This window comes from Pontibacter populi (assembly GCF_019336435.1).
GTDB lineage: Bacteria > Bacteroidota > Bacteroidia > Cytophagales > Hymenobacteraceae > Pontibacter > Pontibacter humidus.
Window position 1 is genome coordinate 661,817 of record NZ_JAHWXQ010000001.1, and the last position, 22,341, is coordinate 684,157.

The following is a 22,341-nucleotide window of genomic DNA, read 5'->3' on the forward strand; positions in this document are numbered from 1 at the left end:
TACCTTCCCTCAGAAGATCACACAAACTATAGTTGGCTTACACTAACGGCATCAGCATCTCATACTGCCCCAGAAACCTGTTAAAATGTCGCCTTCTCAGAAATGTTTTAAAATCAACCGCAGCAGCATCTACATTTATTAGTAGCAGGGCAGGAGCTATAATTTGTTGCATAGCCTGTTTTAAAAGGGCTTTGCCTATTCCTCTTCCACGCTTGTCCGGCGTTACAGCAAACTGCAGAATAGCCCCATTCTTCGGCAAAAAAACAATATACCCTGCCAGTTCCTGGCTTGCGTCCCTTGCTTCCAGTATTATCTTTTCGTCGGGCGTGTTACGTATAGCTGCAGCGGTATTCTGCCAGGTTGGTTCTACATCCCAGAAATGTTGGTAAGTATTCCAGTCAGGTCTGGTTACCGGCAAAATTGCCACATCCTCCGGCTCATCGCCATACAGCAGTAACTCATCTTTGGTAGCTCTGAAACAGTCGAGGGCGCGGGTAGTGCTAAACCCTGTAGCCTGGTAAGATTTTATAGCCGGCTCATTCTCCTGTATCACTTCCAGCAGGCATTGCTCCACTCCACTTTCGCGCAGTTTAGGTAAAAGATACGCATACATCCTGCGGGTTAGCTGATGGCCCCTATGGTCTGGCAACACGCCTGTACCTGCGTTATAAGCGGTTGGTTTGCCATTAAATTCGCCGAGCCCCGTAAGTATAAATCCCACTATGGTACTCCCTTCAAAAGCTGCCACACAAAAAGCCGGGTCGATGCTTTCGCGTTTCAGCTTCGTTTTAAACTGTTCTTCTGTTAGCTGGATAGGCACAAAGTAATCGTTAAATGCCTCTAGAAACACCTGGTGAAGTTCGGGCATATCGCGCGCCGTCAGAAAAGAGAAAGTATAAGTAGATTCCATAGTTTTATAGATGTAAGGTAAGAGCAGGCAGCATGTCAAAAGTTTATAATTGCAATTTCAGGTTTCTCCGGTAAACAACAGCGGCTACTATAGCCCCAACGCCTGCTATGGCTGTAACTATAATTTTAACCGTAATGGCCATAGTGGCCAGTTCGTAAACTATAAACAGCAATAAAACGGTTAAGGCCATCCACGCCATAGGGTAATACGGCACTAACGAAGAATCTTTATAAGCTCTTATGTAAAAACCCGAATAGCCCATGTACATGAGCGCCGCAAAGGTGGTGTAAGCAGCAGCCTGGTAGCCAAAGATCGGTACAAGTATAAAGTTGAGTAGTACATTTCCCACACCTGCCACGACCGAAAGCCGCCATAGTTTATTGGTGTGCTCCCGGTAGGTGAGTGTATTCATCACAGCCAGGTACATCGGCCTATAGTTATACCCCATCAGGATAATGATTGCCAGCGGATATGCCTGCTGCAATGTTTCGTTTTTAATCAGAACTATAAATATTTCCCGCATCCAGAGGCTGCCTAAGGTAGTGGCAAATAAAAACAAGGCCAGTAACGCAAACGTAAGATGCCGGACCTGCAATGCTGCCGCCCTGTCTTTTTGCTGAGCCAGGTAAGTAAGGTAAAAAGGCGATGCCGCCTGTGTAACAGCCATGGAAGCCAGCAAAAAATAGGTACCAAAACTGGACGCCACGTTGTACAAACCAATCCGCTGTACAGGCACATGCAATATATTCAGCACCAGTTTATCTGATGTGTCCAGCATAAAATTGGCCAGGTTGTGGGGTATGACCGGTAGCGAAATTCTAAGTGAACTTTTAATCCGGCTCCATTTAAAATTAAAGATCGGCCAGAGCTTTTGCCGGATATACACATGATAGCTATTGAGCAGAAACCCGACACCCACGGATATAAATCCGGCATAAAACCATCCCCTGAACCCAAGCCCGAGGTAAGCTATGGTATAGATATTTAAGGCAACTCCGAGAGCACCAACTATAAACGAGCGAAAGGCCAGCGGCAAAGGCTTCTGCGATAGCTGAAAGTAGATGTTGCTTTGCAGTTCCGTCATGGTAAAAAGCATGATGGGCAAACCGGCCAGTAAGGCAATCTCCAGCCGATGCGCAGCGCCCTCTTCCGGAACCAGAAAATATAAGGCAACTATAACCAGCGAGCCATAAACCAGCGACCATAACGTTACAAAGCCATTCAGTTGGCGCCAAACCCAGGGGTAGCGCTGCGGCTGCCGGGCGAAGCTGTTCATCATTACCACTGAAAGGCCCAGGGTAAGCAGCATGGTGAATACCGAAACGTATGCTGTAACGATGCCTGCCACACCATAATCGGCGGGTGTAAGGTAGCGGGTAATGATCGGGAGGGCCAGCACGCCTGCCAACCTTGGAGCCTGGGCCGCTAAACCATAAATTACCGCATGTGACAGTAGTTTCCGAAGCATTGCTTAAAATTATAGTTAAAATTCCAGCAATAAGCATGTAGCCTGCATTTTTGTAATCCGTATCAGGTTTATGGTTAGGCAAGTACCGGCACATTTCATGGACCGCTACAGCATTAGCACAAAAAATTAGTATATTTGTTAATTACCAGAATAGAAAACAAGGATTAACATAGCTATATAAGGAGATTAAAAGTGGGTTGTAATTCATGTTCCAGTGGCGGATGCGGCACCAAAAAAACCAGTGCTGATGGCACAGAGGTTGTTGGCGGCTGCAAAAGCAACGGCGGCTGCAGCACAGGAGGCTGTAACCGTTTAAACGTGTTCGACTGGCTCAGCGATATGGAAATTCCCGTTTCGTTTGAGGAGTTTGACATTGTAGAAATAAGATTTAAAGGAGGCCGCAAGGACTTCTATCGTAATACCAACAGATTAGATTTAACAACTGGTGACGCCGTGGTAGTAGATGTGCCAAACGGCCATCACATTGGTTTTGTATCGCTTAAAGGTGAGCTCGTGCGCCTGCAGATGCTGAAGAAGAAAGTTGACAACAACGAAGAGATCCGCAGCATTTACCGCATTGCCACCGAGCAGGACATGGAGAAATTCAACGAAGTCCGTGACCTGGAAGGTGGTGCCATGTACCGCTCCCGCGAGATCATTCAGCAGCTAAGCCTGCGCATGAAACTGTCGGATGTGGAGTACCAGGCTGACAAAAGCAAAGCTACGTTTTACTACTCTGCTGACGACCGCGTTGACTTCAGAGACCTGATCAAAAAGTTGGCCGAAGAATTTAAAGTGCGGATCGAGATGCGCCAGATCAGTCTTCGTCACGAAGCCGGTCGCTTAGGTGGTATTGGTTCGTGTGGTCGTGAACTATGCTGCTCTACCTGGCTCACCGATTTTAAAAGCGTATCCACTACAGCAGCGCGTTACCAGAACCTTTCGCTTAACCCGAGTAAACTTTCGGGACAGTGTGGCCGCCTGAAGTGCTGCCTGAACTACGAGCTGGAGACCTATATGGAAGCCCTGAAGGATATCCCTACCGTAAACCGCCCACTACAGACACAGAACGGCGATGCTTTTCTGCAGAAGACAGACATCTTTAAAAAGATGATGTGGTTCGGGTTTAAAGGCGACAATAACTGGTACCCGGTACCGGTGCAGCGTGTGCAGGAAATACTGGAACTGAATGCAAAAGGTGTTGCCGTAGAATCGCTGACCGTAGTGGTAGAAGAAGAGCCGAAGCAGAACGAGTTTGTAGCGCAGGTAGAAGGTAACCTGGAACGACTTGACGATAAGTACAAGGCCAAGAAGAAAAAGAAGAAGAAAAAGAAAGGTGGCGATGCTATTGCAGCAGAAGCTGCTCCGATGCAGGGCCCGGAGAGAAAGCCAAGATCAGAAATGGAGCCACGTGAAGGTGAACAGCGCCGCAACCGCGGGCCACGACCTGACAACAGGAACCGCACCCGCGAAGGTGCTCCTGAAAACCGCGAACCACGCCCTGAACGCGAGAACCGCGGCAACAGAGAACGGGAAGGTAACCGACCTGAACAGGCAAACCGCGAACGAGGTAACCGTGAACGTGGAGGCGAGCGCAAAGAGCGTGAAGGCATTCGTGGCGAGAACAGGCCAAAACCAAACCGTGAGCCAAGAGCACCACGCGAAGGTGGAGACAGACCTCCTCAGGCACAGGCGCAGCAGCCAAGTCAGGAAGGCCAGCATCCTAAAAAGCATCGTTCCAGAAAACCGTTCCGGGGTAAAAAACCGGATCAGAATAAACCAGACACTAATGTATAAAACTCTTGTATGCTGGGCAGCAGCCTTTTTATTACTGCTCTCTTCCTGCGACCCGGCACGTGTTTATGAGCAAAATATAGACCTGCCGGAAGGTAACTGGGCTATAGATAACGCACCTGTTTTTGAGTTTGAGATAAAAGACACTACGCAGAAGCATGACGTTTTCGTGAACCTGCGCTATGGCTTAGAGTACGACTTTTACAACCTGTACCTGCAGCACGAGTTAACCGGTCCGGATGGCAAGTTAATCTCTAAGAAGCTGCACGAAATACTGCTGATGGATTCTAAAACTGGCAAGCCGCTTGGGAAGGGATCATCAGATACGTTTGATCTGCAGCAGGTTATTCTGAAGGATATCTCGTTTCCGAAGGCCGGCACATACAAGCTTAAATTAACGCAATACATGCGGCGCGACCCGCTTCCGCATATTCAGGCCGTAGGTATAAGGGTAGCAAAAAAGTAAAATAATTTTAGCATACCAGGAAGTCCCCTGTGCAGCATTAGCCTGTTCAGGGGATTTTGCTTTTATCACTTAATCAAAATTATAGCTGCTGCGTAGTATACCTCACTAAACTATAGTTTGACTATAACGCACGAGAAACCCACGCAGCACCATGGAGCTTACCCTTATCATACTTGGCTTTACCTTTACTTTATTTTCTTTTCTTCCTTTCCTGAAAGTGCCGTGGTGGTGGGTGAGAATACTGGACTTCCCGAGGCTGCATATAGCTGTAATTTTAACGGTTATAGTGGCAGTCTATAGTTTGCAGTACGCCACCTGGTCCACCTCCGAGATCGTGATGGTTGCGCTATGGGTAATAGCCATCCTGAACCAGGTCAGGTACATTTATAATTTCACACCGCTGGCCCGCGTGGAGGCACTCCGCTCCGAAAAACCAAAACCCGCCAATGCTTTTACCATGATGATCGCTAATGTGCGGATGGTAAACAAAAAACACCAGGACTTTCTGAAACTGGTACTAAAGGAGCATCCGGACATTCTGGTGATGAACGAGCCCGATGAAGCCTGGCATGAGAGCGTTCGCAAAGAGCTTGATAAGCGCTATCCGTATAGTATAAAAAAACCGCTGGATAACACGTACGGTATGATGCTGTTTAGCAGGCTGAAACTCTCGAACAGCGAAGTGCGCTTTTTAGTGGAAGATGAGATTCCTTCTTTCTACACAGTGGTTGAATTAGAGAGCGGTGAAAAGTTTGACCTTTACACGGTGCATCCACAGCCACCACGCCTGATGAAGGATACCGAAACCCGAGAAGCAGAACTGTTACTGGTAGCTAAAATGGTTAAAAAAACCAAGATACCATCTGTAGTGGCCGGCGACCTGAATGATGTGGCCTGGTCGAGTACCACGAAGCTGTTTAAGCAGATAAGTGGCCTGCTTGACCCACGTGTTGGCCGTGGATTTTTTAACACGTACAATGCACATATTCCCATGTTCCGCTACCCGCTCGATCATGTTTTTTACGACCCTGCTTTCAGGTTGCTGGGCCTCCGGCGTATGGATAAGTTTGGCTCCGATCACTTCCCGATAAGCATCACCCTGAACTACGAACCGGAACGGGAAGAAGAACAGGATGTACCGGTTGCTGAACCGGAAGACTACCAGGAAGCAGACGAACTGATTCAGGAAGGACTGGAGAAGGGCGAAGAAAAGAACCGCGAAAAAATGAAGGGCAAATAAAAAACCCGCTCAGTTTCCTGAGCGGGCTAAAATAGATGAATGAGCCCGAAGGCTTATTATATTTTATAACTTAGATTCTCTCTACGTTAATAGCATTCAATCCTTTTTTTCCGTCTTTAACTTCATAAGAAACACGGTCGTTCTCACGGATCTCGTGAGTAAGGCCTGTCTGATGAACGAAGATTTCCTGATTTGTATCGTCAGCGATGATGAATCCGAAACCTTTTGATACGTTAAAGAATTTTACTTTACCTGTTTGCATGATAATGAATTTAATTAATTGGCGTAAAGGTAACAAACACTGACAAATACACGCGATATTCCATTAATTTATTTTTAAAATATTTTCGAAAAAGTTTCCGTACCCATCCTTCCCTATCTCCTGCCAACATCTGGCAACATCTGTTTAAAAGCCTATTTCAAACGTTTCTATTGCCATATAGCAATAACCATGTTACAGTAAGCTCGTATAGCTAAAACGTTCTGTTACACTAAAATGAGTACTCCAAAACACTGCTTGTAAAGTGTACCAGACATTAAAGCTGATGCCGGAAAAACAACACTGTTCCAGCATCTGCTTAAAACGTTCCTATTTTTTTAACTATATAAATCCAGGAGATTTTAACTATGAAAGACAACGAGAAAAATCAATCATCCGGCAGCATGTCGGGTAGCACATCAGGATCTTCAGACTCATCATCGATGGGTAATAATACAGGCATGGGCAGCAGCTCGGGTAGCACAGGATCAAGCTCCAGAACTGGTTCAGGATCAAGTTCAGGATCAAGTTCAAAATCCGGCTCAGGCTCTTCAGGTTCAAGCTTATCAAGCTCAAACCTTCCAACTCAGTCAACATCTTCCGGCAAAAGCAGCAAATCATCTTCAACCAGCTCCGGTTCTACAACTACTAAAGCCAAATCAGGAACAGGCACCAAAGCCAAGTCTACTTCTTCTAAATCAGGCAAAAGCTCTACTTCAGGTTCATCATCCGGCTCAGGCCAGTCAGGCGAATCTGGTATGGGCGGCTATGGCTCTATGAGCACAGGCAGCTCACAACAGGGCGATAGCAACTATGGTTATGAAGGCGACTTCGGGTCATCATCTCAGGGCAACTATGGCAACCAGGGTAACTATGGTTCGCAGAGTGGCCAGCAAAGTGGTTATGGCTCGCAGGGCGGTTACGGCTATGGTTCGCAGCACAGCAACTATGGCGGCCAGAGCGGCTATGGTTACCAGGGCGATTATGGTTCGCAGCAGCGTGGCGGTAGCTCACAGCAGGGCGGCCATAGCAACCAGGGTGGTTATGGTTCCTCTTCATCTCAGGGTAACTATGGCTCACAGCGTGGATCATCAGGTTCTGAGAACTGGGGTAGCCAGGGTGGTTACAACTATGGCAACCAGGGTGGCATGGAAGGCAACCGCATGAGAAGCCAGGATTCCTATTCGCAGGGTTCGTATGGCAGCTACGGTGGTATGCAGGGCGGCTACGCTGACAGAGAAGGTGATGAGCAGGGCAGCTATGGCGTAATGAACGACCAGGGTGGCATGGGAAGCTACAATGCAACCAGAGGCGAAAGCCGTTCTAACTATGGCTCATCTTCGCAGGGCGGATATGGTGGCCAAAGCTCTTCCGGCATGGGCAATCAGGGTGGTTATGGCTCATCTCAGGGACAGAGAAGCAGCCAGGGCGGTTACGGATCATCACAGGGTAACTATGGCTCGCACCGCGATTCAGACTATGGTTCTTCTTCACAGGGCAACTATGGTTCATCATCAGGTCGTAGCGGCTCACAGAGCAACTATGGTTCGCAGGGCCAGCATGGTTCATCGCAAGGTGGCTACGGCAGCGGACAGCAAGGCTATGGCTCCAGCATGACAGGATCAGGATCTTCCAGATCAGGTATGCAGAGCGGCTATGGCAGCTCATCTTCTCAGGGTGGTTATGGTTCACAAGGTCGCGACTCAGATCGTTACGGCTCTATGGGCTACGGTTCGTCTAGAGGCATGAGCGAATACGACAGCGATGATATGGGTTCATCAAGAGGTTATGATTCGCAGCGCTCTATGCAGGGCGGTTACGGCTCACAAGGTGGCTATGGCTCAAGAGGAGGTTCTTATAACGATGAGTACCGTTCTTCCCGCTATGGTTCACAAGGCAGCGATTACGGACAGGGTGGCTATGGCTCATCTTCAGGACGTAGTGGCTCACAAGGTGGATACGGCTCGCAGGGAGGTTACGGCTCATCATCAGGTCGTAGCTCTCAGGGAAGCTATAGCAGCCAGGGCGGTTATGGCGACAGCAACTATGGCAGCGGCATGAGCGGTGGTTATGGTTATGGCTCAGGCAGCTCCAACCAGGGTGGCTACGGTTCATCATCGCAGGGCAGAGGTAGCCAGGGTGGTTACAGAGAAGGTGGTTATGAGCAAGGAGGCCGTGGCGGCGATCAGAGCCGTTATGGTTCTATGGATAGCAGCACTTCTTACTACAGCGATAACCGTGGCTCCAGCTCACGCGAAAACTTTAGTGGCCGTGGCAATAGCGGACAGCAAGGCCGCAGCCAGGACCATGACAGCGATCGTTATGAAACACGCCGCAGCGACCGTTACCGTAATCCGGAAACTGACTATTAATCGTATAGATTAATGAACTATAGAAAAAGCCACTCCCTATCAGGAGTGGCTTTTTTATTTTGCATTTCTTAGAAAGGTATCTCAGACAAAACATTCCTGATACTCTTTTACATACTGCCTGAAGGTGTGTGGTTTGCGGCCTGTAAGTTCTTCTACACTGCTGGTTACCACATCAGAACTGCCGGCACGGTGCTGCCCGTATAGTTCCAGTAAGGCATGTATCATCCAGTCCGGCATTTCTTGCTGTTGCATGCCTTGCCTGGCTGCTTGTTCAGGCACATCCACATAGTCTACCTGCCTGCCTGTTACTAAGCTTATGGTAGCGGCCACCTCACCAACTGTTATCGCTTCCGGTCCGGTCAGGTCATAGATTTTGCTTTCGTGCCCGTCGCTGGTCAACGCTGCTATGGCTACGGCCGCTATGTCGCGGGCATCTATGTAGGCTACTTTTCCATCACCTACAGGCAGGTAGATCTTTCCTTCCGATTTTATAGTTGGCGCACTATAGTTCTCGAAGTTCTGCATAAAAGCAGAGGGCCGCAGAAAGGTGTAAGGGATGCCGCTTTGCTCTATGTAATGTTCTATTTCTCGGTGCCAACGAAAAAGCTGTATCATATCTTCATCTCCAACTCCCAGCGCTGATAGTTTTACAATGTGTTTTACGCCTCTTCGCTTTGCTTCGTCAACCAACTTCCTGGCCATCTCAACCTGCCCCTCCGAAAAAGGTGTAACCAGGAAAACTTTGTCGGCATGTGTAAAAGCGGCATGTAATGAGTCGGGGTCTTCAAACTCCATTTCAACTACTTCCACATCAGGTAGCCGGCGCAGGTTCTCGCCTTTTATCACAGAGTGCACTCCTGCCCTTACCCGTATTCCGTCGAGCATTGACAACTGCTTTACTACTTCTCTGCCAACCGTGCCTGTAGCGCCGGTAACTAATATTGTTTGCTGCATAAGTATCTGCTTTTATTATATAGCTATAGTTACGATACTGTTGCTTTTCAGGATGACCCAGCCAGGAGCTATAGTTATTATCGCTACCCGTATTCAGTTTATTTTTGGTGAATTGTTACCAGGTATAGTTTCCCTTTTTCGTTGGTGATGAGCAGCTGTTCCGGCGATAAGAAAAGGACCGCTTCTGCCTGCCCGGTTCTGCCAACCGGCAAACAATAGCGTTTCCCAGCAAAGCTTATAGTTTCAGCATCGGGTTTAAACAGGTACAATCGGCCATAGCCCAGCAAGGCAAACAAGCTAGCGTCTTGCGTAACATCTGCAGCCGTTATCGGAGATTTTACTCTTATCTTTTCGGCAGGTACTATAGTTTGCCTATCTCCTGAAACCGGGAGTTTATATAGTTGTGTGATGCTTTTAAGAGCGCGGCTTTTCGTGAACAGGTAAAGCGAATCAGAGTAATAAAAGAAAGCTTCGAGGTCGTAATGCTGGCGGCTGCGTGGCGGCGGAAATTCGGTCTGATCTGCAAAACTGAAAGCTAACGTATCAGTTACCTGCCTGTCGGTTTTATCTAAACTATAGATCGTCAGGTCGCGGCGCTGGTTGGCATTATTCCCGAAATCCCCGATATACAACTTGCCCTCTTCATCCTGGGTAATATCTTCCCAATCTTTATTGGGTACAGGCAGCGGTATAGTTTGCAGCAGTTCGCCTTTCAGGTTAAACAGGTATAGTTCAGGTGCCGATCCGCCATCAGGGTGCGTGATAAAAGTGGAATCGGTAGCACGGGCAAGTCCGGAGCTTTCTTTGATCCGGATGTCTAGTTTACCGATCTTATCTATCGTTACTGTATAGTCTTTCCGGAGGCGCTCAAAATCGCTGTTACGCTTGTCCGGACCACAGCCACAAAAGGCAGTTTGCAGGTACACATACAGGGTAAAGAGCTTTATGAGCATAGCAAATTGGTCTGTGTAAAGTAACAGATAAGAGTTGTATATATTAAAGCAGATAAATATAACATTAGCTGTATATTTACTTTATTTGTACATCTGAAACTATAAACTCCATTCTTTTGAAAACAGCTTTACTTACATCCTTATTTTTAGTTATCGTTCATTTTGGAGTGCAGGCGCAGCAGCGCGTACCGCGTAATATCCAGATAAAACACATAGACCGGGACAGCGTGCATATCCCGATGAGCAGCAACTACCTGCTTACAGAAGATAACTGTGCGCAAATAATACGCCAGTCGCGCTACAATTACCAGCAAAAAACTTTTTACGGCAACTTTACAGATGTAAACCCTGCTAACGCGACGCAGATACTTGGTAGTGGCGCATATACAACAGATGGCTTAAAAACCGGGCCGTTTGAGCTCCGATACCCTAACGGAAAGTTACGCGCAACAGGCAGCTTTGCTGATGACAAGTTTACCGGAGACTGGAGCGTGTATTTTGAGAACGGAAATCCTAAGCTAAAATTTACAGTAAAAGAGGGCTCGCTTCTGATTCAGGAAGCCTGGGATGAAAGCGGGAAACAAATCGTTACAAATGGCAACGGCAAATACGAAGTAAGAGCAAGCATACTAACCTGGAGTGGCGAGCTGCTGAATGGCAAACCTGAAGGAACCTGGCGTTCTGTAAACCCACTTGACAGATCAAAAGTTGTTTACCTGACCGAGAAGTTTAAAGACGGGAAATTTATAAAAGGGAACGGCATAACCGGGCCTTACACAGACGAATCGAGGATACTATGGTTCGATAACAAGGAATTCCCTTTTCTGAACATCGAGAAATTTATTGTAACTTCTGAGCCCTGCGGATCAACTATAAAACACGGTTTGGTAATTGGTGCCCACTACCGAAACGGGTTAGGTTCATTCAGCGACGAGATCGGCCGGAAAATATCGAAGGCTTTAACTGGGGTAAACATAAAGCCGTATGACAACGAGCTGACTTTTGAAGGGGAGGTAAACGAAAATGGCAGAATCAGTAACTTAAGTTACAAGAATGCTTTTAATGAGCGGATTGCTTCTTCCATAGCCCGGGAGTTAAAGACCCTACCACTCCTGGAGCCAGCCACTCTAGACGGCAAACCAATCAAGCAAAAGTTTGATATCCATTTTAAGATTAACCCGCAGGGGTACACTTTTAACTATCGCTTCCTCCCAATCGATCTGCAAAGCATTTAAGAGGCGTCTGAACTAAACTGCTGCAACCCGGCAATAACTTTTCCCTGTTCAGCCCAGAACTGGCGGCTGTATACTTTTTTGTAAGGCCAGTGGCGTTGCTGCAATAGCTGCGGCACATCGGCATGCGAATGCCTCACCGATACATGACTATAGTACAGGTCATCGTCGGTGAGGACAGCAGCCTTATAGTTGTGATTGGTGGATAAAGTAAGATCTGCGAACGAAACCCGTGGCTGCAGCTCTGGAATTGCTCCTGCCAGTTTCTCTTTCAGCAACGGAATCTGCGTGGGCATAGGCTGTAAATTCGGCTGATAAGTAAAGTTGCCCTGGCTTACCTGCCGCGCATAGTGCAGGTATTGTTTTAGTAGTTTCGGGCCATGGTGCTGGGTATATTCTACGTGCAGTTGCTCCGGGATTATACTCGCTACCACTATAATTTTGCGTTTAGCCCTGGTAACGGCTACGTTTAACCTGTTCTCGCCACCAGCCTGGTTCAGGCTACCGAACTGCATGGCAAACCTACCTTTCTCATCAGGCGCATACCCCACCGAAAGTATGATCACATCCTTCTCATCGCCCTGCATGTTCTCGATGTTTTTTACCAGCACAGTGGGTGGCAAAACTATAGTTTGTTCTTGCGCACGCTCTTCCAGCAAATCCTGCACCAGCATTTGCTGGTTATAGTTGAAAGTGATCACGCCCACATCCTGCTGCCCTTTTTGCAGTAAGTCCAATACCAGTTCTACCACTTTCTCCGCTTCCGGCAGGTTGCTGTTCTGCTCCCACAAGCCTTTTACCTGCAGGTATTCTATTGCTGGCTTCGATGCGTTCAGTTCCTGCAGGTCAGGAATCAGCTCGAGTTTACTGCGGTAAAAATACTGGTTCGAGAATTCGATAAGTTCCGGAAAGTGGCTGCGGTAATGCTGTGTGAGCATGGTTTGCGGCAGGTATAACCCACACAACTGCAACAACGATTCGGCAGACAGTTCTTCCACTTCTTCGTCGGCAGCATCACTCCAGCGGGCACGGTACAAGTCTGATGGCCTGAGCTGCTGTTCATCGCCGGCTACTACCACCTGCGCGCCACGCAGCATAGCCGGTATCCCGGTTTCGGCAAAACACTGGCTCGCTTCATCAAAGATCACCACATCAAAACAACGCTCCAAGGGCAGCACCGCCGACACCGTTTCAGGGGAAGCCAGCCAGCATGGCACCAGGTTCAGAATCTCATCTGAAAAAAGCGAAAACAACTTCCGGATTGGGTAAAGGCTGCGCTTTTTACTGACCTGCGCCTGCAACCTGCGATACGTTACGGCATTGCCCAGGCGGTTAAACTCCATATCGTCATAGGTCTGTTCCCGCAATTTTGACAGCACAATTTCCTGGCTCAGGCGCTGCTTCTCGTTTAGTAAGTGCTGTAGTTCCAGTTCCAGGTTTTCCAGTTCACCGCTCGAGGCCATGCGCAGTTCCGGGTGCTGATTTTCTATCTCTTGGAGCCAGGCCAGGTACAGACTGTTCAGGAAAAATTGCTCGCCTTCGGTAGCACAAGCTATAGTTTGCGACAGTAACTGTTGAGCAACTTCGCGTTCAGCATCGGTAAAAGAGCTGACCAACGCATCATGTGCCACCAACTGCTCAAAATGCTCCTGCAAATCTCGTAGTGAAGCAGCTTTATAGTTGCTATCTGCCAGTAGTTGCTTTACCTGGATTTCGGTGATCCATTTCAGCCAGTGGCTATGGTTTGCCTGTAGTTCGGCTATAGTTTGCGTTATACTTTGCAGGTGCTGCGCTAAATCTATAGTTGGCAAAAGCTTCTCATGAAGCACTTTTTCGCGATGCAGTTTTTTCAGTAGTTTCTGTGCCTGCAGGGCTTTTTCTATAATTGTGATTTGCTGTAAAACCTGGTTCGGATTCGCCTCAATTTTCAGGTTGGCAACTATAGTTTGGTTGATGGCCTGCATCAGGTTTTCCGCCTGTTCGCGTAAACTAATTCTGCGTTGCAGCTCACCTACGCCACTTTCATTCAGTTCAAGTTTATAGTTTGCCAGCGCCTGTTTCAGCACTTTTTTATCTGATGAGAACACCCAGCCTATAGTTCTGAGTAAGTTGTTTTGTTGTTCCTCAAACCTAGCTATAGCCTGCTTTATAGTTAGAATTTCGGTGGCAGCAAGCGCAGCATCAGGAGCCGGACAAACCAGATACAATTCCTTTAACTGCTGTACCTGTTGAGTCAGTTCTTGCACGTTACTTTTCAGTAAGTGCTGTAGCACTCCGGCTACATTTTCCTCTGCCAGCAGCGTTTGTATCTCTGTTATAGTTGGCAGCGCCTGTTTATACTTTTCCAGCTCGTCCAGCTCAAAACCAAAGCCACTCAGGTTACTGATGCTTTGTTGTATTGCTTCAAATTGCTGCGGCAGTTGGTTTATAGTTTGCTCCAGTTCCTGGCGATGTGGCCAGCCATAGTTCTTAAAGCTATGCCTGTTTTTCCATGTGAAATCCTGACGATCATAAACGATTGCCTGCTGCAGAAACTGGCGCAGGCGCGGCAAAAACTCAGCAACTATAGTTGCGTTAAAGAATTTATAGTTCGATGACAGTGAAATGTGCGGGGCCTGCAAATTGCTGCGCAGGTATAGTTCCTTGGCCGACCAGCCACAAACAGATGTATCAAACAGGGCAGACTTAAATTGTTCCAGTTTTTCGATGCAGCGGTTTATGCCACGGCTCACTTCCAGAAACGTACGGTCGGTGTAGATACTGTTGAGCGCCAGGTTCTGCTTTTTATATTCCGGCAATTGGTCTATCTGTAGTTGCAGTTGCTGAAATATATTTTTGCGGTCGGCGTTAATGTCGTGCACCAACGCAGCAAATGCCCCCAGACCTTCTTCAGACAAACGCTTGTGCACCACATCCAGGGCGGCGCGTTTCTGGCTTACTACCAGCACTTTTTTACCACGTGCTGTAAAATCAGAAACCAGGTTACAGATGAGCTGCGATTTACCGGTACCCGGCGGCCCCTGCACTACGATAGACTTGCCCTGTTTTACCTGCTGCAAAGCAGCTTCCTGCGAGGCATCCATTTTAAAAACAGTAAATGTGTGCTGCGCCTGCGTGGCCTGCGTCAGAATTTCAGGCGTCACAAACAGGTCTTCCATCGTCTGCAGGTCTTCGCGCTCCAGCAGGGCGTCGTAATCAGCTAACAGGTACGAGGCAGCTTGCGGGTAAATGCCCAGCACAGCTTCCTGCTCCAGGTATAGTTGTCCCGGCTTCAGATCAGTTTCGTAGTCTGCTTTTTTATAATCCCGGAAAGACTTCAGTTTATCAGCAAAAAAGTCACGGCCGGCATGTATGGCCAGTTGCTCCGACTTCAGTAATTCGTACACCTGCGTCCGGAATTCTAAAGCATGCGTTGGTAACGTGCTTACATCCAGTTCCAGTAAATTCTCGGGTAATGGAGCGCCGTTATAGTGTGCGTAGGCTAGTAAAAAGCTCTGGTTAAAACGGGGCGGCTGCGAAGTACTTTGAACTACGTCCCACTCCTGGGCAGCATTTACCTGCAGCGCTACGGGGTATAAAAAAAGCGGACAACGCACCACGGTACCATCGGCAAACATGCCGTGCACAAAAGGCCAGCCGATGTATAGTTCTTCGCTGCCGCGTTCCTCCAGCAGCATGTCGGAGCGGCGTTTTATATAGCGCAGGCGTTTGCTGATGGCGGCCACAGGCTCATAGCGGCTATCGGTTACGGGGCTCAGAACTATTTTCTTAGCACCTGAAATCAGTTTCTCAACGATAGAAAAAGCCGGCTGACCAACTATAAAATCCAGCGATTCCACATCCAGGTGTAACTCCTTTTGCAGGCGTAGCAGCAGCAACGCTTTGTTGCCGGAGCTTAGGTTCAGGAGCCTGCGTCGGTAGTTCTTCAGGATGTTTTTCATCAACTATAGATACTGATAGGTTATGGGCAAGTTAGCAGCTTTTGGCTATAGTTGATAACGCAGGTTTATGCATCATCGCACTGTAATGTTAAAAAGAAGTTTAGATTTGCAGATATTTTAAAGCACCTGCCCTGTAATACGCAACAAATCATTCTGAATTCAGTTTTAACTAGTCTCCTTTTATAGTTACAACCTGCTACATGCACACCCTGACTTTGCACAAGTATAAAGTTACCTATTGCCTGATTGTAATTTTACTGCTGGCATTTGCTACTGCCTGCAATAAGACCGACAACAAAAAGAAATACCACAAAGGCGACCGCCTGAACCAGTACACTACCACCAAACAATACCCCGGCAAAGTAGCCGACGAAAGCCTGGCAGATTGGGAAAAGAAGATCCCCGAAATACAAAAAGTCTCTATTACCTCCACCATCGACGGTGAAAAACAACCCGCCTTATTCTACGATTCCGGATCATCTGAAAAAAAACCTTTACTGGTAGTGCTGCATAGCTGGAGCAGCGAGTATCTGCAGGTAGTAAGCATACCGTATGCCATCTGGGCCAAACTGAACGACTGGGTATTTATACAACCAAACTACCGCGGCGCTTTTAAACAACCTGAAGCCATGGCATCTGACGTGGCCATACAGGACATTGTAGATGCCGTAAACTTCTCAAAAGGAAGCGCCAACATTGATACGTCCAGAATTTATATCGTTGGCTCGTCGGGCGGAGCTATGACGGCGCTTGTTACAGCCGGGAAACACCCGGACATCTGGGCTGGTGTGGTAGCCTGGGTGCCAGTTTTTAACCTGGTTGACTGGTACAAATTCAGCCAGAACTACCCGCACCGCGATTATAACCGCCACATAGTTACGGCCTGTGGCGGCGTACCTCTCCCGGGTACTGCTGCCGCCGCAGAGTGTCTTCGCAGGAGCCCGAGCTCTTACCTGCAAAATGCCAAAGGTATTCCCGTGTTTTTAGCCCACGGAACCATAGATGTGCTTGTACCACCAGACCATTCCGTGCGTGCGTTTAACATGCTTATAGATTCTACGGACCGGATACCGCAGTGGCAGATGGATTCCCTGGTGATAAACAAGGAAGTACCGAAAGAAATGGTAAGCGATGGCCCCAGCAAGTATTTCGGACCGAAAGATCCTAAAGTATTATATACTAAACACTCGGGCGTGGTAGATTTAGTGCTGTACTATGGCGTGCACGATATGGCCTATAACCCCAGCCTGCAGTGGCTGAGCGAACAGCAGAAAAAGCCTGCACCAGTAAAATAAACTATAGTTGCGTTGGAAGAAAGCATTGAACCCACCGGAAGCAACCCGAAACTACCTGTTGTAGACCAGGTCTCAGCAGGTGGTGTGGCTTACCGTAAAACAGGGGCAACTATAGAAGTAGCGTTGATTTCGGTTGGCAAAGAGAACCGCTGGCAATTACCCAAGGGCATTGTAGACCCTGGCGAAACACCAGAAGTAACTGCAGTGCGCGAGGTGCGCGAAGAAGCCGGCCTGCAAACCGAGTTACTGGAACAACTCGAGAAAATTGAATACTGGTACGTCGGCAACAAAGGCAGCCAGCGTGTGCGGTTTCATAAGTTCGTATACTTTTACCTGCTTCGCTATAGTTCCGGCAACATACAGGATCACGATTGGGAGGTGAATGAAGCCCGCTGGATAGAAATAAGCCAGGCCCAACAACTGCTCGCTTTTAAATCCGAGAAACTGGTGGTAGCCAAAGCCGCCAATAGCATTGCGCAACTATAGTTTTCCGTTTTTCTTTTTATCCAATAACTATAGTTAGCACTCTTTCGGACAAAAAAACGCTCTTTCGGACTTCCAAGTCCGAAAGCATTCTGCCGGGGACTTCCTAGTCCCCGTAGATCAGCCTTCCATTTACGCGGATTAGGAAATCCGCTTCAGGATTCGTTACGGACAAAGATGTCCGGAACAGCTATTTAGATTGTGACTTTAAATAGCCTGCAAAACATCAATAAAAGCTCTCCTTAAATTTGAAAACTATAGACGTTGTGTACTCCAACTATAGTTTAAAACTACATTCCACAAAAGACCTTTCCCGCTCTGGAAACAATTAGCTAATTTGCTCTGAAATCATCTGTGCGTTAACTAACCTTCTTATGAGCCGATTCATCACCCTTCTATTAGCTATAGCCATGCTTGCCGGTTGCGGAACTTCAAAAGCGCCAGCTTCATCATCTGCTAAAACTTTTCAAAATTTACTAGCTACCCACTGCGGCAAATCTTTTGCGGGCACCACTAAATTCCCTTCAGATGGCACTGACCCTTTTGCAGGCAAGGCGCTTGTCATGCACGTGCAAACCTGCACTGATACCGAAACCCGCATTCCGTTTACTGTTGGCGAAGACCGTTCGCGCACCTGGGTATTAACCAGCTTGCCTGAAGGCCTGCAATTAAAACACGATCATCGTCACGAAGATGGCACCCCGGATGAAGTAACGATGTACGGTGGTATTTCAACCCAAGCTCCTGATGCTTTGGAGCAACGTTTTCCTGCTGATATCTATACCGCCGAATTATTACCTGCCGCCGCTACCAACGAGTGGACCATGGCCATCAGCCCGGACGGAAAAACATTCAGCTATATTTTAAAGCGCGATGGCAAAATGCGTTATCAGGCAGACTTCGACCTGACCAAGCCAATAGAATAACTATAGTCTGAGCGATCCGAAAAAATATTTTAAAATTTTTTCAAAAAAAGTATTTCTTCATTTTGTCTTCATCTTGACATAGTAGTTTTGACACATAATCTTATTAAAACGACAAAACGAAAATGAAAAAACTAACACTAGTAGCTATAGCTGTCCTAAGCGCAGCAACTACATTCGCCCAGACTTCTTCAACTGATGTTAAATCAACTACAAAAGCCAACGGCAAAGTAAAAGCCGATACGCATGGTGCTGCCGTAAGCGGTACAGCAACTTCTGTAACAACTGCCGAGTCATCTACAAAAGGTGCGTTGGTAAGCGAAGTAGCAACAAAAGCAGATGCAACTGCCAAAGCCGAAGCAAAAGCTCAGGCCAAAGCAAAAAAGGATCTGAAGAAAGCAGAGCGCGAAGCAAAAAAAGAAGCCAAGAAAAACAAGGCGGAAATAAAAGCCAAAGGTGAGTCAACTATAGAAACTACTGTAGAGACTGGTGCTGAGGCGAAAACAAAAGCTGACAACCACGGCCAGGAAGTATCTCAGCTTGCCCAGACAGTAGTTGCAGGTGGTAGAGCAAAAGGCGAAGCCATCAGCGAAGTAGCTGCTGCCAATGCAAAAGCTACCACCGAAACATCAGTAGACGCTGCCGTTGAAACTGAAGCAAATGTTGCTACAACAATAGATGCCCAGACCGAGCAAGGCGACAAAAAGGCTAAGCAGACAAAAGAGAAGGCTGCCAAAGAAGTAAAAACGCAGAAAGACACACACGGCAAAACTGTTTCTGAAACAGCTAAAGGTGTAGATGCCACTGTAACTACTACAGGCCAGGCAGTAAAAGAAGTTGCCACAGCCAAGCGCCAGGATAAGCCAACTAAAGTAGAAGCTGCAGCTGGTGCTGATGTAAAAAGTGCTGCACGTGTAACTGCTGGCCGTCCGGCAAGCGCTGGCCGCCCGGTAAAAGTGCTTAGAAAAGGTGGTGTTGCTGCCCCTGTAAGAGTAAATACCGGTGCTAAAGTAGGCGTTGGTGTTAAAGTAGGTAAAAACTAAGAAAATCAGATCTCAGAGCAGGGCTTCCGGTAATGCCGGGAGTCCTGTTTTATATAGTAAACTCATGAAAAACCAACTATACTTGTGGATAATGCTGGCTTGGGCGCTTGTTGGTTCTGCTCATGCCCAAACAACAGAAGATTCTGTTACCCGCAAAGCATCCTGGAACTTCGCTATAGAAGCTGCCAACAATTCGTCTTTTTTCGGACGTAATACAGCTACCCAATACCCGTATGCAGCTGCTACCTTAACCTATGCGCACGCCTCTGGTTTCTGGGTATCGGCAACAAGCTACCAGCTTTTTAATACCAAAGATTATATTGACGAGACCGACCTGTCGGTGGGCTATAGTTTTGCCATCAGTAAGCGCATGACCGGTAACCTGAGCTATTCCCGCTTTTTCTTCAGCGAGAACGCGCCTATGGTAAAATCAGTCACCGAAAATGCTGCTTCGCTTAATACTACCCTCGACTGGAAATACCTGTATAGTTCGCTTACCACCAGCTACTTTTTTGGGGAGAGCAATGACCTGATCGTGCAGTTTGAGAACTCGCGCTACATTGGCCTGAACCCGATCTGGAATGGCCGCAACCCGGTTGGGCTGGATCCTAAGATCGGCGTTACCGGCGGTACGCAGGAGTTTTCGGAAACCTATACTGTAGAGCGCAAAAAAGAACTCGGCGACTGGTTTGAAGATGTGCTCACACCGGGCAAAGGCAATAACCCCAAAACCACTACTACCACCACAACCAAGCATAAATTCCAGGTGCTGAGCTATGATCTTTATGTGCCATTGGTGATAATGTTGGGTAACTTTGAGCTGGAGCCGACTTACCGTTATTCTATCCCGGTTAATAAACTGGAAGGTGACGAGTCTGAGGCAAAATCCTTCGTCTCTGTTAAAGCGAGCTATACATTCTAATCTATACCTATAAACTATGCACGTACTGGTTGTAGAAGATGAAGCCGGACTGGCTGCCGAGCTGATGCATTTCCTGAAGCAGGAACACTACAAATGCGACTGGGCCTGCAACGGCGAAGATGCTTCGGAGCGCATTGCCGTAAACCGTTACGATTTTATTTTGCTGGACCTGGGCTTGCCGGATTACGACGGACTGGACCTGCTACAGGAAGCCCGCGAAACTGACTACGAACCGGCCGTAATTATACTTACTGCCCGTGGCGAACTGGAAGACCGTGTAAAAGGACTTGGCCTAGGCGCAGATGATTACCTGGCAAAACCATTCTCGTTACTCGAGCTACAGGCTCGTATGCAGGCTGTGTCGCGCCGTAAGTTCAATGTAAAGTCGTCGGTGCATGCGTTTCATGGGTTTGAGCTGGATAGTACGGCTCGCACCGTAAGTTATAACGGCCAGAACATTTCGCTTACCAAAAAGGAGTTTGACCTGCTGCATTACATGTTGTTGCACAAAAACCGCATCATGACGCGCCTGCAGCTGACCGAGCACATCTGGGGAAACATCCTGGAAGATGATTATGACTCCAACTACATCGACGTACACATTAAAAACCTACGCAAAAAGCTCTCTGCCCACGCCCCTGCCGACTGGATCGAAACCGTTCGTGGTGTTGGCTACAGGCTAACTCTATAGTATGCGGCTGCAATCCAAACTCACCCTTTTCAGTGCTGTTTCCAAAATAGTGGTGGTACTGCTGTTAATAGCAGTGCTCCCACCACTTATCCACCGTGTGGCGCTCGTAAATACCGATAAGCGCCTGAACGAGAAAAAAGACAGCGTACTGGAGATCATCAGCAACCAGGGCATTGGCAATTTTGTGGCCGAAGGCAGCGAAGGAGCTTATGGTAGCTACAACCTGCTGAAAGAAGAGTTTATTTCGATAGAGCAGATACCCGAACCTATAGTTGTAGATACGGTTGAGAACTCGCTGCGCAAAGTTGAGAATGAGATTGTAGAGTACCGCGTGCTTAGCCTGACCTTTGAGGTAGATGGTAGCTATTACCTCCTTGAAATTGGCCGGAGTATAGATACGATACAGGAAAGTATCGAAACCATGCAGCAATATGCGCTGTACTTTCTGGCTGCCGTTATCCTGATCACAGTTTTTATTGACCTGGCCTTTAACAAGATTCTGCTGCAGCCGCTTATAGTGATAGTCCGGCGCCTGAAAAAGATAGGCCACCCCAGCACGTTTACGCCCAAAACTATAAACACCACCACCTCCGATTTCCTGTACCTCAACAACGCCATTAACGATATGATGGGCCAGGTGCAGGACGCCTTTCAGAAAGAGAAAGAGTTTATCGGAAACGTATCGCACGAGCTGCTTACACCGATCTCTATTCTCCAGAACAGGATGGAGAACCTGCTTACCGACCCCGAAATGCCGGAACACCTGCTGGTAAAACTGGTCGATAACCAGAAAACGCTTCACCGCTTAAAGAATATTATCCAGGCCCTGTTGCTGATATCCCGCATCGAGAACGAGCAATACCTGAAGAACGAAGAAGTAAGCTTAGCTGCCCTGGTAAATGAAGTGAAAGATGAAATTGCCGACCGCGCCGAAGCAAAGGAAGTCACCCTGAAAATAGACCTGGAAGACGATTGGACCTTACAACAGGCTAATTACTCGCTGCTGTTCACGATGCTGTTCAACGTGGTAAGCAATGCCATAAAATACAACAAACCCAACGGAAGCATAACGATAAGCGGCGCACCAAAAGGCAAAAGCTACGAACTATGCATAACCGACACGGGCGTTGGAATACCGCAGGAACATTTGCCACACATTTTCAACCGCTTCAAACGCCTGCAGGGCCCCGACAACGAAAGCCACGGCCTGGGCTTACCGATCGTGCAAACAGTTGCGCATTTCCACAAAGTAAAACTAACGGTAGTTTCTACTGTAAATGTAGGCACTACTTTCTGCTTCAGATTTGGTAAGGTGTAGTTTATAGTTGTAAACTATAGTTGCGCAATACTGGTGCCGGTATCCAGCCGGTGATGCACAGTGGGCGCGAGCCTCCA

The 22,341-nt window shown here is 47.7% G+C and carries 18 protein-coding genes; 12 read left to right on the plus strand and 6 right to left on the minus strand.

Annotation, left to right across the window (positions count from 1 at the left end):
- Positions 1–37 precede the first annotated feature (37 nt).
- Together KYK27_RS02720 and KYK27_RS02725 are read right to left on the minus strand one after the other, a co-directional pair.
- Entirely contained in the window at positions 38–910 is an 873-nt protein-coding gene (locus KYK27_RS02720) for a GNAT family N-acetyltransferase (RefSeq protein ID WP_199108518.1), read from the minus strand.
- Positions 911–953: 43 nt separating this feature from the next.
- Positions 954–2,378 (minus strand): lipopolysaccharide biosynthesis protein, encoded by a 1,425-nt coding sequence (locus KYK27_RS02725; RefSeq protein WP_199108519.1) that lies wholly within the window; start codon positions 2,376–2,378, stop codon positions 954–956.
- Between the two features lie 339 nt (positions 2,379–2,717).
- On the opposite strand from KYK27_RS02725, the gene ricT reads away from it, so the two are divergent.
- From ricT to KYK27_RS02740, 3 genes are all read left to right on the plus strand, one after another.
- Positions 2,718–4,175, plus strand: coding sequence for a stage 0 sporulation family protein (gene ricT, locus KYK27_RS02730; RefSeq protein WP_199109202.1), 1,458 nt, complete (start codon positions 2,718–2,720; stop codon positions 4,173–4,175).
- The gene (locus tag KYK27_RS02735; RefSeq protein ID WP_199108520.1) at positions 4,168–4,638 is read left to right on the plus strand and encodes a gliding motility lipoprotein GldH; all 471 of its coding nucleotides are present in this window, start codon (positions 4,168–4,170) and stop codon (positions 4,636–4,638) included. The genes ricT and KYK27_RS02735 overlap by 8 nt, the downstream gene beginning before the upstream one ends.
- Positions 4,639–4,789: 151 nt before the next feature.
- Positions 4,790–5,878, plus strand: coding sequence for an endonuclease/exonuclease/phosphatase family protein (locus KYK27_RS02740; RefSeq protein ID WP_199108521.1), 1,089 nt, complete (start codon positions 4,790–4,792; stop codon positions 5,876–5,878).
- Between the two features lie 70 nt (positions 5,879–5,948).
- On the opposite strand, the gene KYK27_RS02745 is transcribed toward KYK27_RS02740, so the two are convergent.
- Entirely contained in the window at positions 5,949–6,140 is a 192-nt protein-coding gene (locus tag KYK27_RS02745) for a cold-shock protein (protein ID WP_162347658.1), read from the minus strand.
- Between the two features lie 365 nt (positions 6,141–6,505).
- Here KYK27_RS02745 and KYK27_RS02750 point away from each other — a divergent pair, with 365 nt between their 5' ends.
- Positions 6,506–8,509 carry a hypothetical protein gene (locus KYK27_RS02750; protein WP_199108522.1) on the plus strand — a complete coding sequence of 668 codons (2,004 nt, stop codon included), beginning with the start codon at positions 6,506–6,508 and terminating at the stop codon, positions 8,507–8,509.
- Between the two features lie 81 nt (positions 8,510–8,590).
- Here the strand turns inward: KYK27_RS02750 and KYK27_RS02755 are convergent, their stop codons facing one another.
- Positions 8,591–9,463 (minus strand): SDR family oxidoreductase, encoded by an 873-nt coding sequence (locus KYK27_RS02755; RefSeq protein WP_199108523.1) that lies wholly within the window; start codon positions 9,461–9,463, stop codon positions 8,591–8,593.
- 98 nt (positions 9,464–9,561) lie between these two features.
- Positions 9,562–10,416: a hypothetical protein gene (locus tag KYK27_RS02760; protein ID WP_199108524.1), complete on the minus strand. Its 855-nt coding sequence runs from the start codon at positions 10,414–10,416 to the stop codon at positions 9,562–9,564.
- 116 nt (positions 10,417–10,532) lie between these two features.
- Here KYK27_RS02760 and KYK27_RS02765 point away from each other — a divergent pair, with 116 nt between their 5' ends.
- Complete coding sequence (locus KYK27_RS02765; protein ID WP_199108525.1) at positions 10,533–11,651, plus strand: toxin-antitoxin system YwqK family antitoxin; 1,119 nt, start codon at positions 10,533–10,535, stop codon at positions 11,649–11,651.
- Here the strand turns inward: KYK27_RS02765 and KYK27_RS02770 are convergent.
- A complete protein-coding gene (locus KYK27_RS02770) occupies positions 11,648–15,589 on the minus strand; it encodes an AAA domain-containing protein (protein WP_219337346.1) in 3,942 nt (1,313 codons plus the stop codon). The two genes, KYK27_RS02765 and KYK27_RS02770, sit on opposite strands and share 4 nt — an antisense overlap.
- A 200-nt stretch (positions 15,590–15,789) precedes the next feature.
- Between KYK27_RS02770 and KYK27_RS02775 the strand changes: the two genes are divergently transcribed.
- From KYK27_RS02775 to KYK27_RS02805, 7 genes are all read left to right on the plus strand, one after another.
- Complete coding sequence (locus tag KYK27_RS02775) at positions 15,790–16,884, plus strand: alpha/beta hydrolase family protein (protein WP_233150221.1); 1,095 nt, start codon at positions 15,790–15,792, stop codon at positions 16,882–16,884.
- A 12-nt stretch (positions 16,885–16,896) separates the two neighbouring features.
- On the plus strand, positions 16,897–17,370 hold the full coding sequence (locus KYK27_RS02780; RefSeq protein WP_199108527.1) for an NUDIX hydrolase: 474 nt from the start codon (positions 16,897–16,899) through the stop codon (positions 17,368–17,370).
- A gap of 371 nt (positions 17,371–17,741) precedes the next feature.
- Entirely contained in the window at positions 17,742–18,293 is a 552-nt protein-coding gene (locus KYK27_RS02785; protein ID WP_199108528.1) for a hypothetical protein, read from the plus strand.
- A 122-nt stretch (positions 18,294–18,415) separates the two neighbouring features.
- Positions 18,416–19,333: a hypothetical protein gene (locus KYK27_RS02790; protein WP_199108529.1), complete on the plus strand. Its 918-nt coding sequence runs from the start codon at positions 18,416–18,418 to the stop codon at positions 19,331–19,333.
- Between the two features lie 64 nt (positions 19,334–19,397).
- Positions 19,398–20,255, plus strand: coding sequence for a hypothetical protein (locus tag KYK27_RS02795; protein WP_199108530.1), 858 nt, complete (start codon positions 19,398–19,400; stop codon positions 20,253–20,255).
- Positions 20,256–20,271: 16 nt separating this feature from the next.
- On the plus strand, positions 20,272–20,946 hold the full coding sequence (locus KYK27_RS02800; protein ID WP_199108531.1) for a response regulator transcription factor: 675 nt from the start codon (positions 20,272–20,274) through the stop codon (positions 20,944–20,946).
- 1 nt (position 20,947) lies between these two features.
- Positions 20,948–22,264: a sensor histidine kinase gene (locus KYK27_RS02805; RefSeq protein ID WP_199108532.1), complete on the plus strand. Its 1,317-nt coding sequence runs from the start codon at positions 20,948–20,950 to the stop codon at positions 22,262–22,264.
- Positions 22,265–22,341: the final 77 nt, after the last annotated feature.

Bases quoted from the DNA above. Each gene is read 5' to 3' on its own strand.
- KYK27_RS02720 (WP_199108518.1), bottom strand. From the start codon at position 910: ATGGAATCTACTTATACTTTCTCTTTTCTGACGGCGCGCGATATGCCC.
- KYK27_RS02725 (WP_199108519.1), bottom strand. From the start codon at position 2,378: ATGCTTCGGAAACTACTGTCACATGCGGTAATTTATGGTTTAGCGGCC.
- ricT (WP_199109202.1), top strand. From the start codon at position 2,718: ATGGAAATTCCCGTTTCGTTTGAGGAGTTTGACATTGTAGAAATAAGA.
- KYK27_RS02735 (WP_199108520.1), top strand. From the start codon at position 4,168: ATGTATAAAACTCTTGTATGCTGGGCAGCAGCCTTTTTATTACTGCTC.
- KYK27_RS02740 (WP_199108521.1), top strand. From the start codon at position 4,790: ATGGAGCTTACCCTTATCATACTTGGCTTTACCTTTACTTTATTTTCT.
- KYK27_RS02745 (WP_162347658.1), bottom strand. From the start codon at position 6,140: ATGCAAACAGGTAAAGTAAAATTCTTTAACGTATCAAAAGGTTTCGGA.
- KYK27_RS02750 (WP_199108522.1), top strand. From the start codon at position 6,506: ATGAAAGACAACGAGAAAAATCAATCATCCGGCAGCATGTCGGGTAGC.
- KYK27_RS02755 (WP_199108523.1), bottom strand. From the start codon at position 9,463: ATGCAGCAAACAATATTAGTTACCGGCGCTACAGGCACGGTTGGCAGA.
- KYK27_RS02760 (WP_199108524.1), bottom strand. From the start codon at position 10,416: ATGCTCATAAAGCTCTTTACCCTGTATGTGTACCTGCAAACTGCCTTT.
- KYK27_RS02770 (WP_219337346.1), bottom strand. From the start codon at position 15,589: ATGAAAAACATCCTGAAGAACTACCGACGCAGGCTCCTGAACCTAAGC.
- KYK27_RS02775 (WP_233150221.1), top strand. From the start codon at position 15,790: ATGCACACCCTGACTTTGCACAAGTATAAAGTTACCTATTGCCTGATT.
- KYK27_RS02785 (WP_199108528.1), top strand. From the start codon at position 17,742: ATGAGCCGATTCATCACCCTTCTATTAGCTATAGCCATGCTTGCCGGT.
- KYK27_RS02790 (WP_199108529.1), top strand. From the start codon at position 18,416: ATGAAAAAACTAACACTAGTAGCTATAGCTGTCCTAAGCGCAGCAACT.
- KYK27_RS02795 (WP_199108530.1), top strand. From the start codon at position 19,398: ATGAAAAACCAACTATACTTGTGGATAATGCTGGCTTGGGCGCTTGTT.
- KYK27_RS02800 (WP_199108531.1), top strand. From the start codon at position 20,272: ATGCACGTACTGGTTGTAGAAGATGAAGCCGGACTGGCTGCCGAGCTG.
- KYK27_RS02805 (WP_199108532.1), top strand. From the start codon at position 20,948: ATGCGGCTGCAATCCAAACTCACCCTTTTCAGTGCTGTTTCCAAAATA.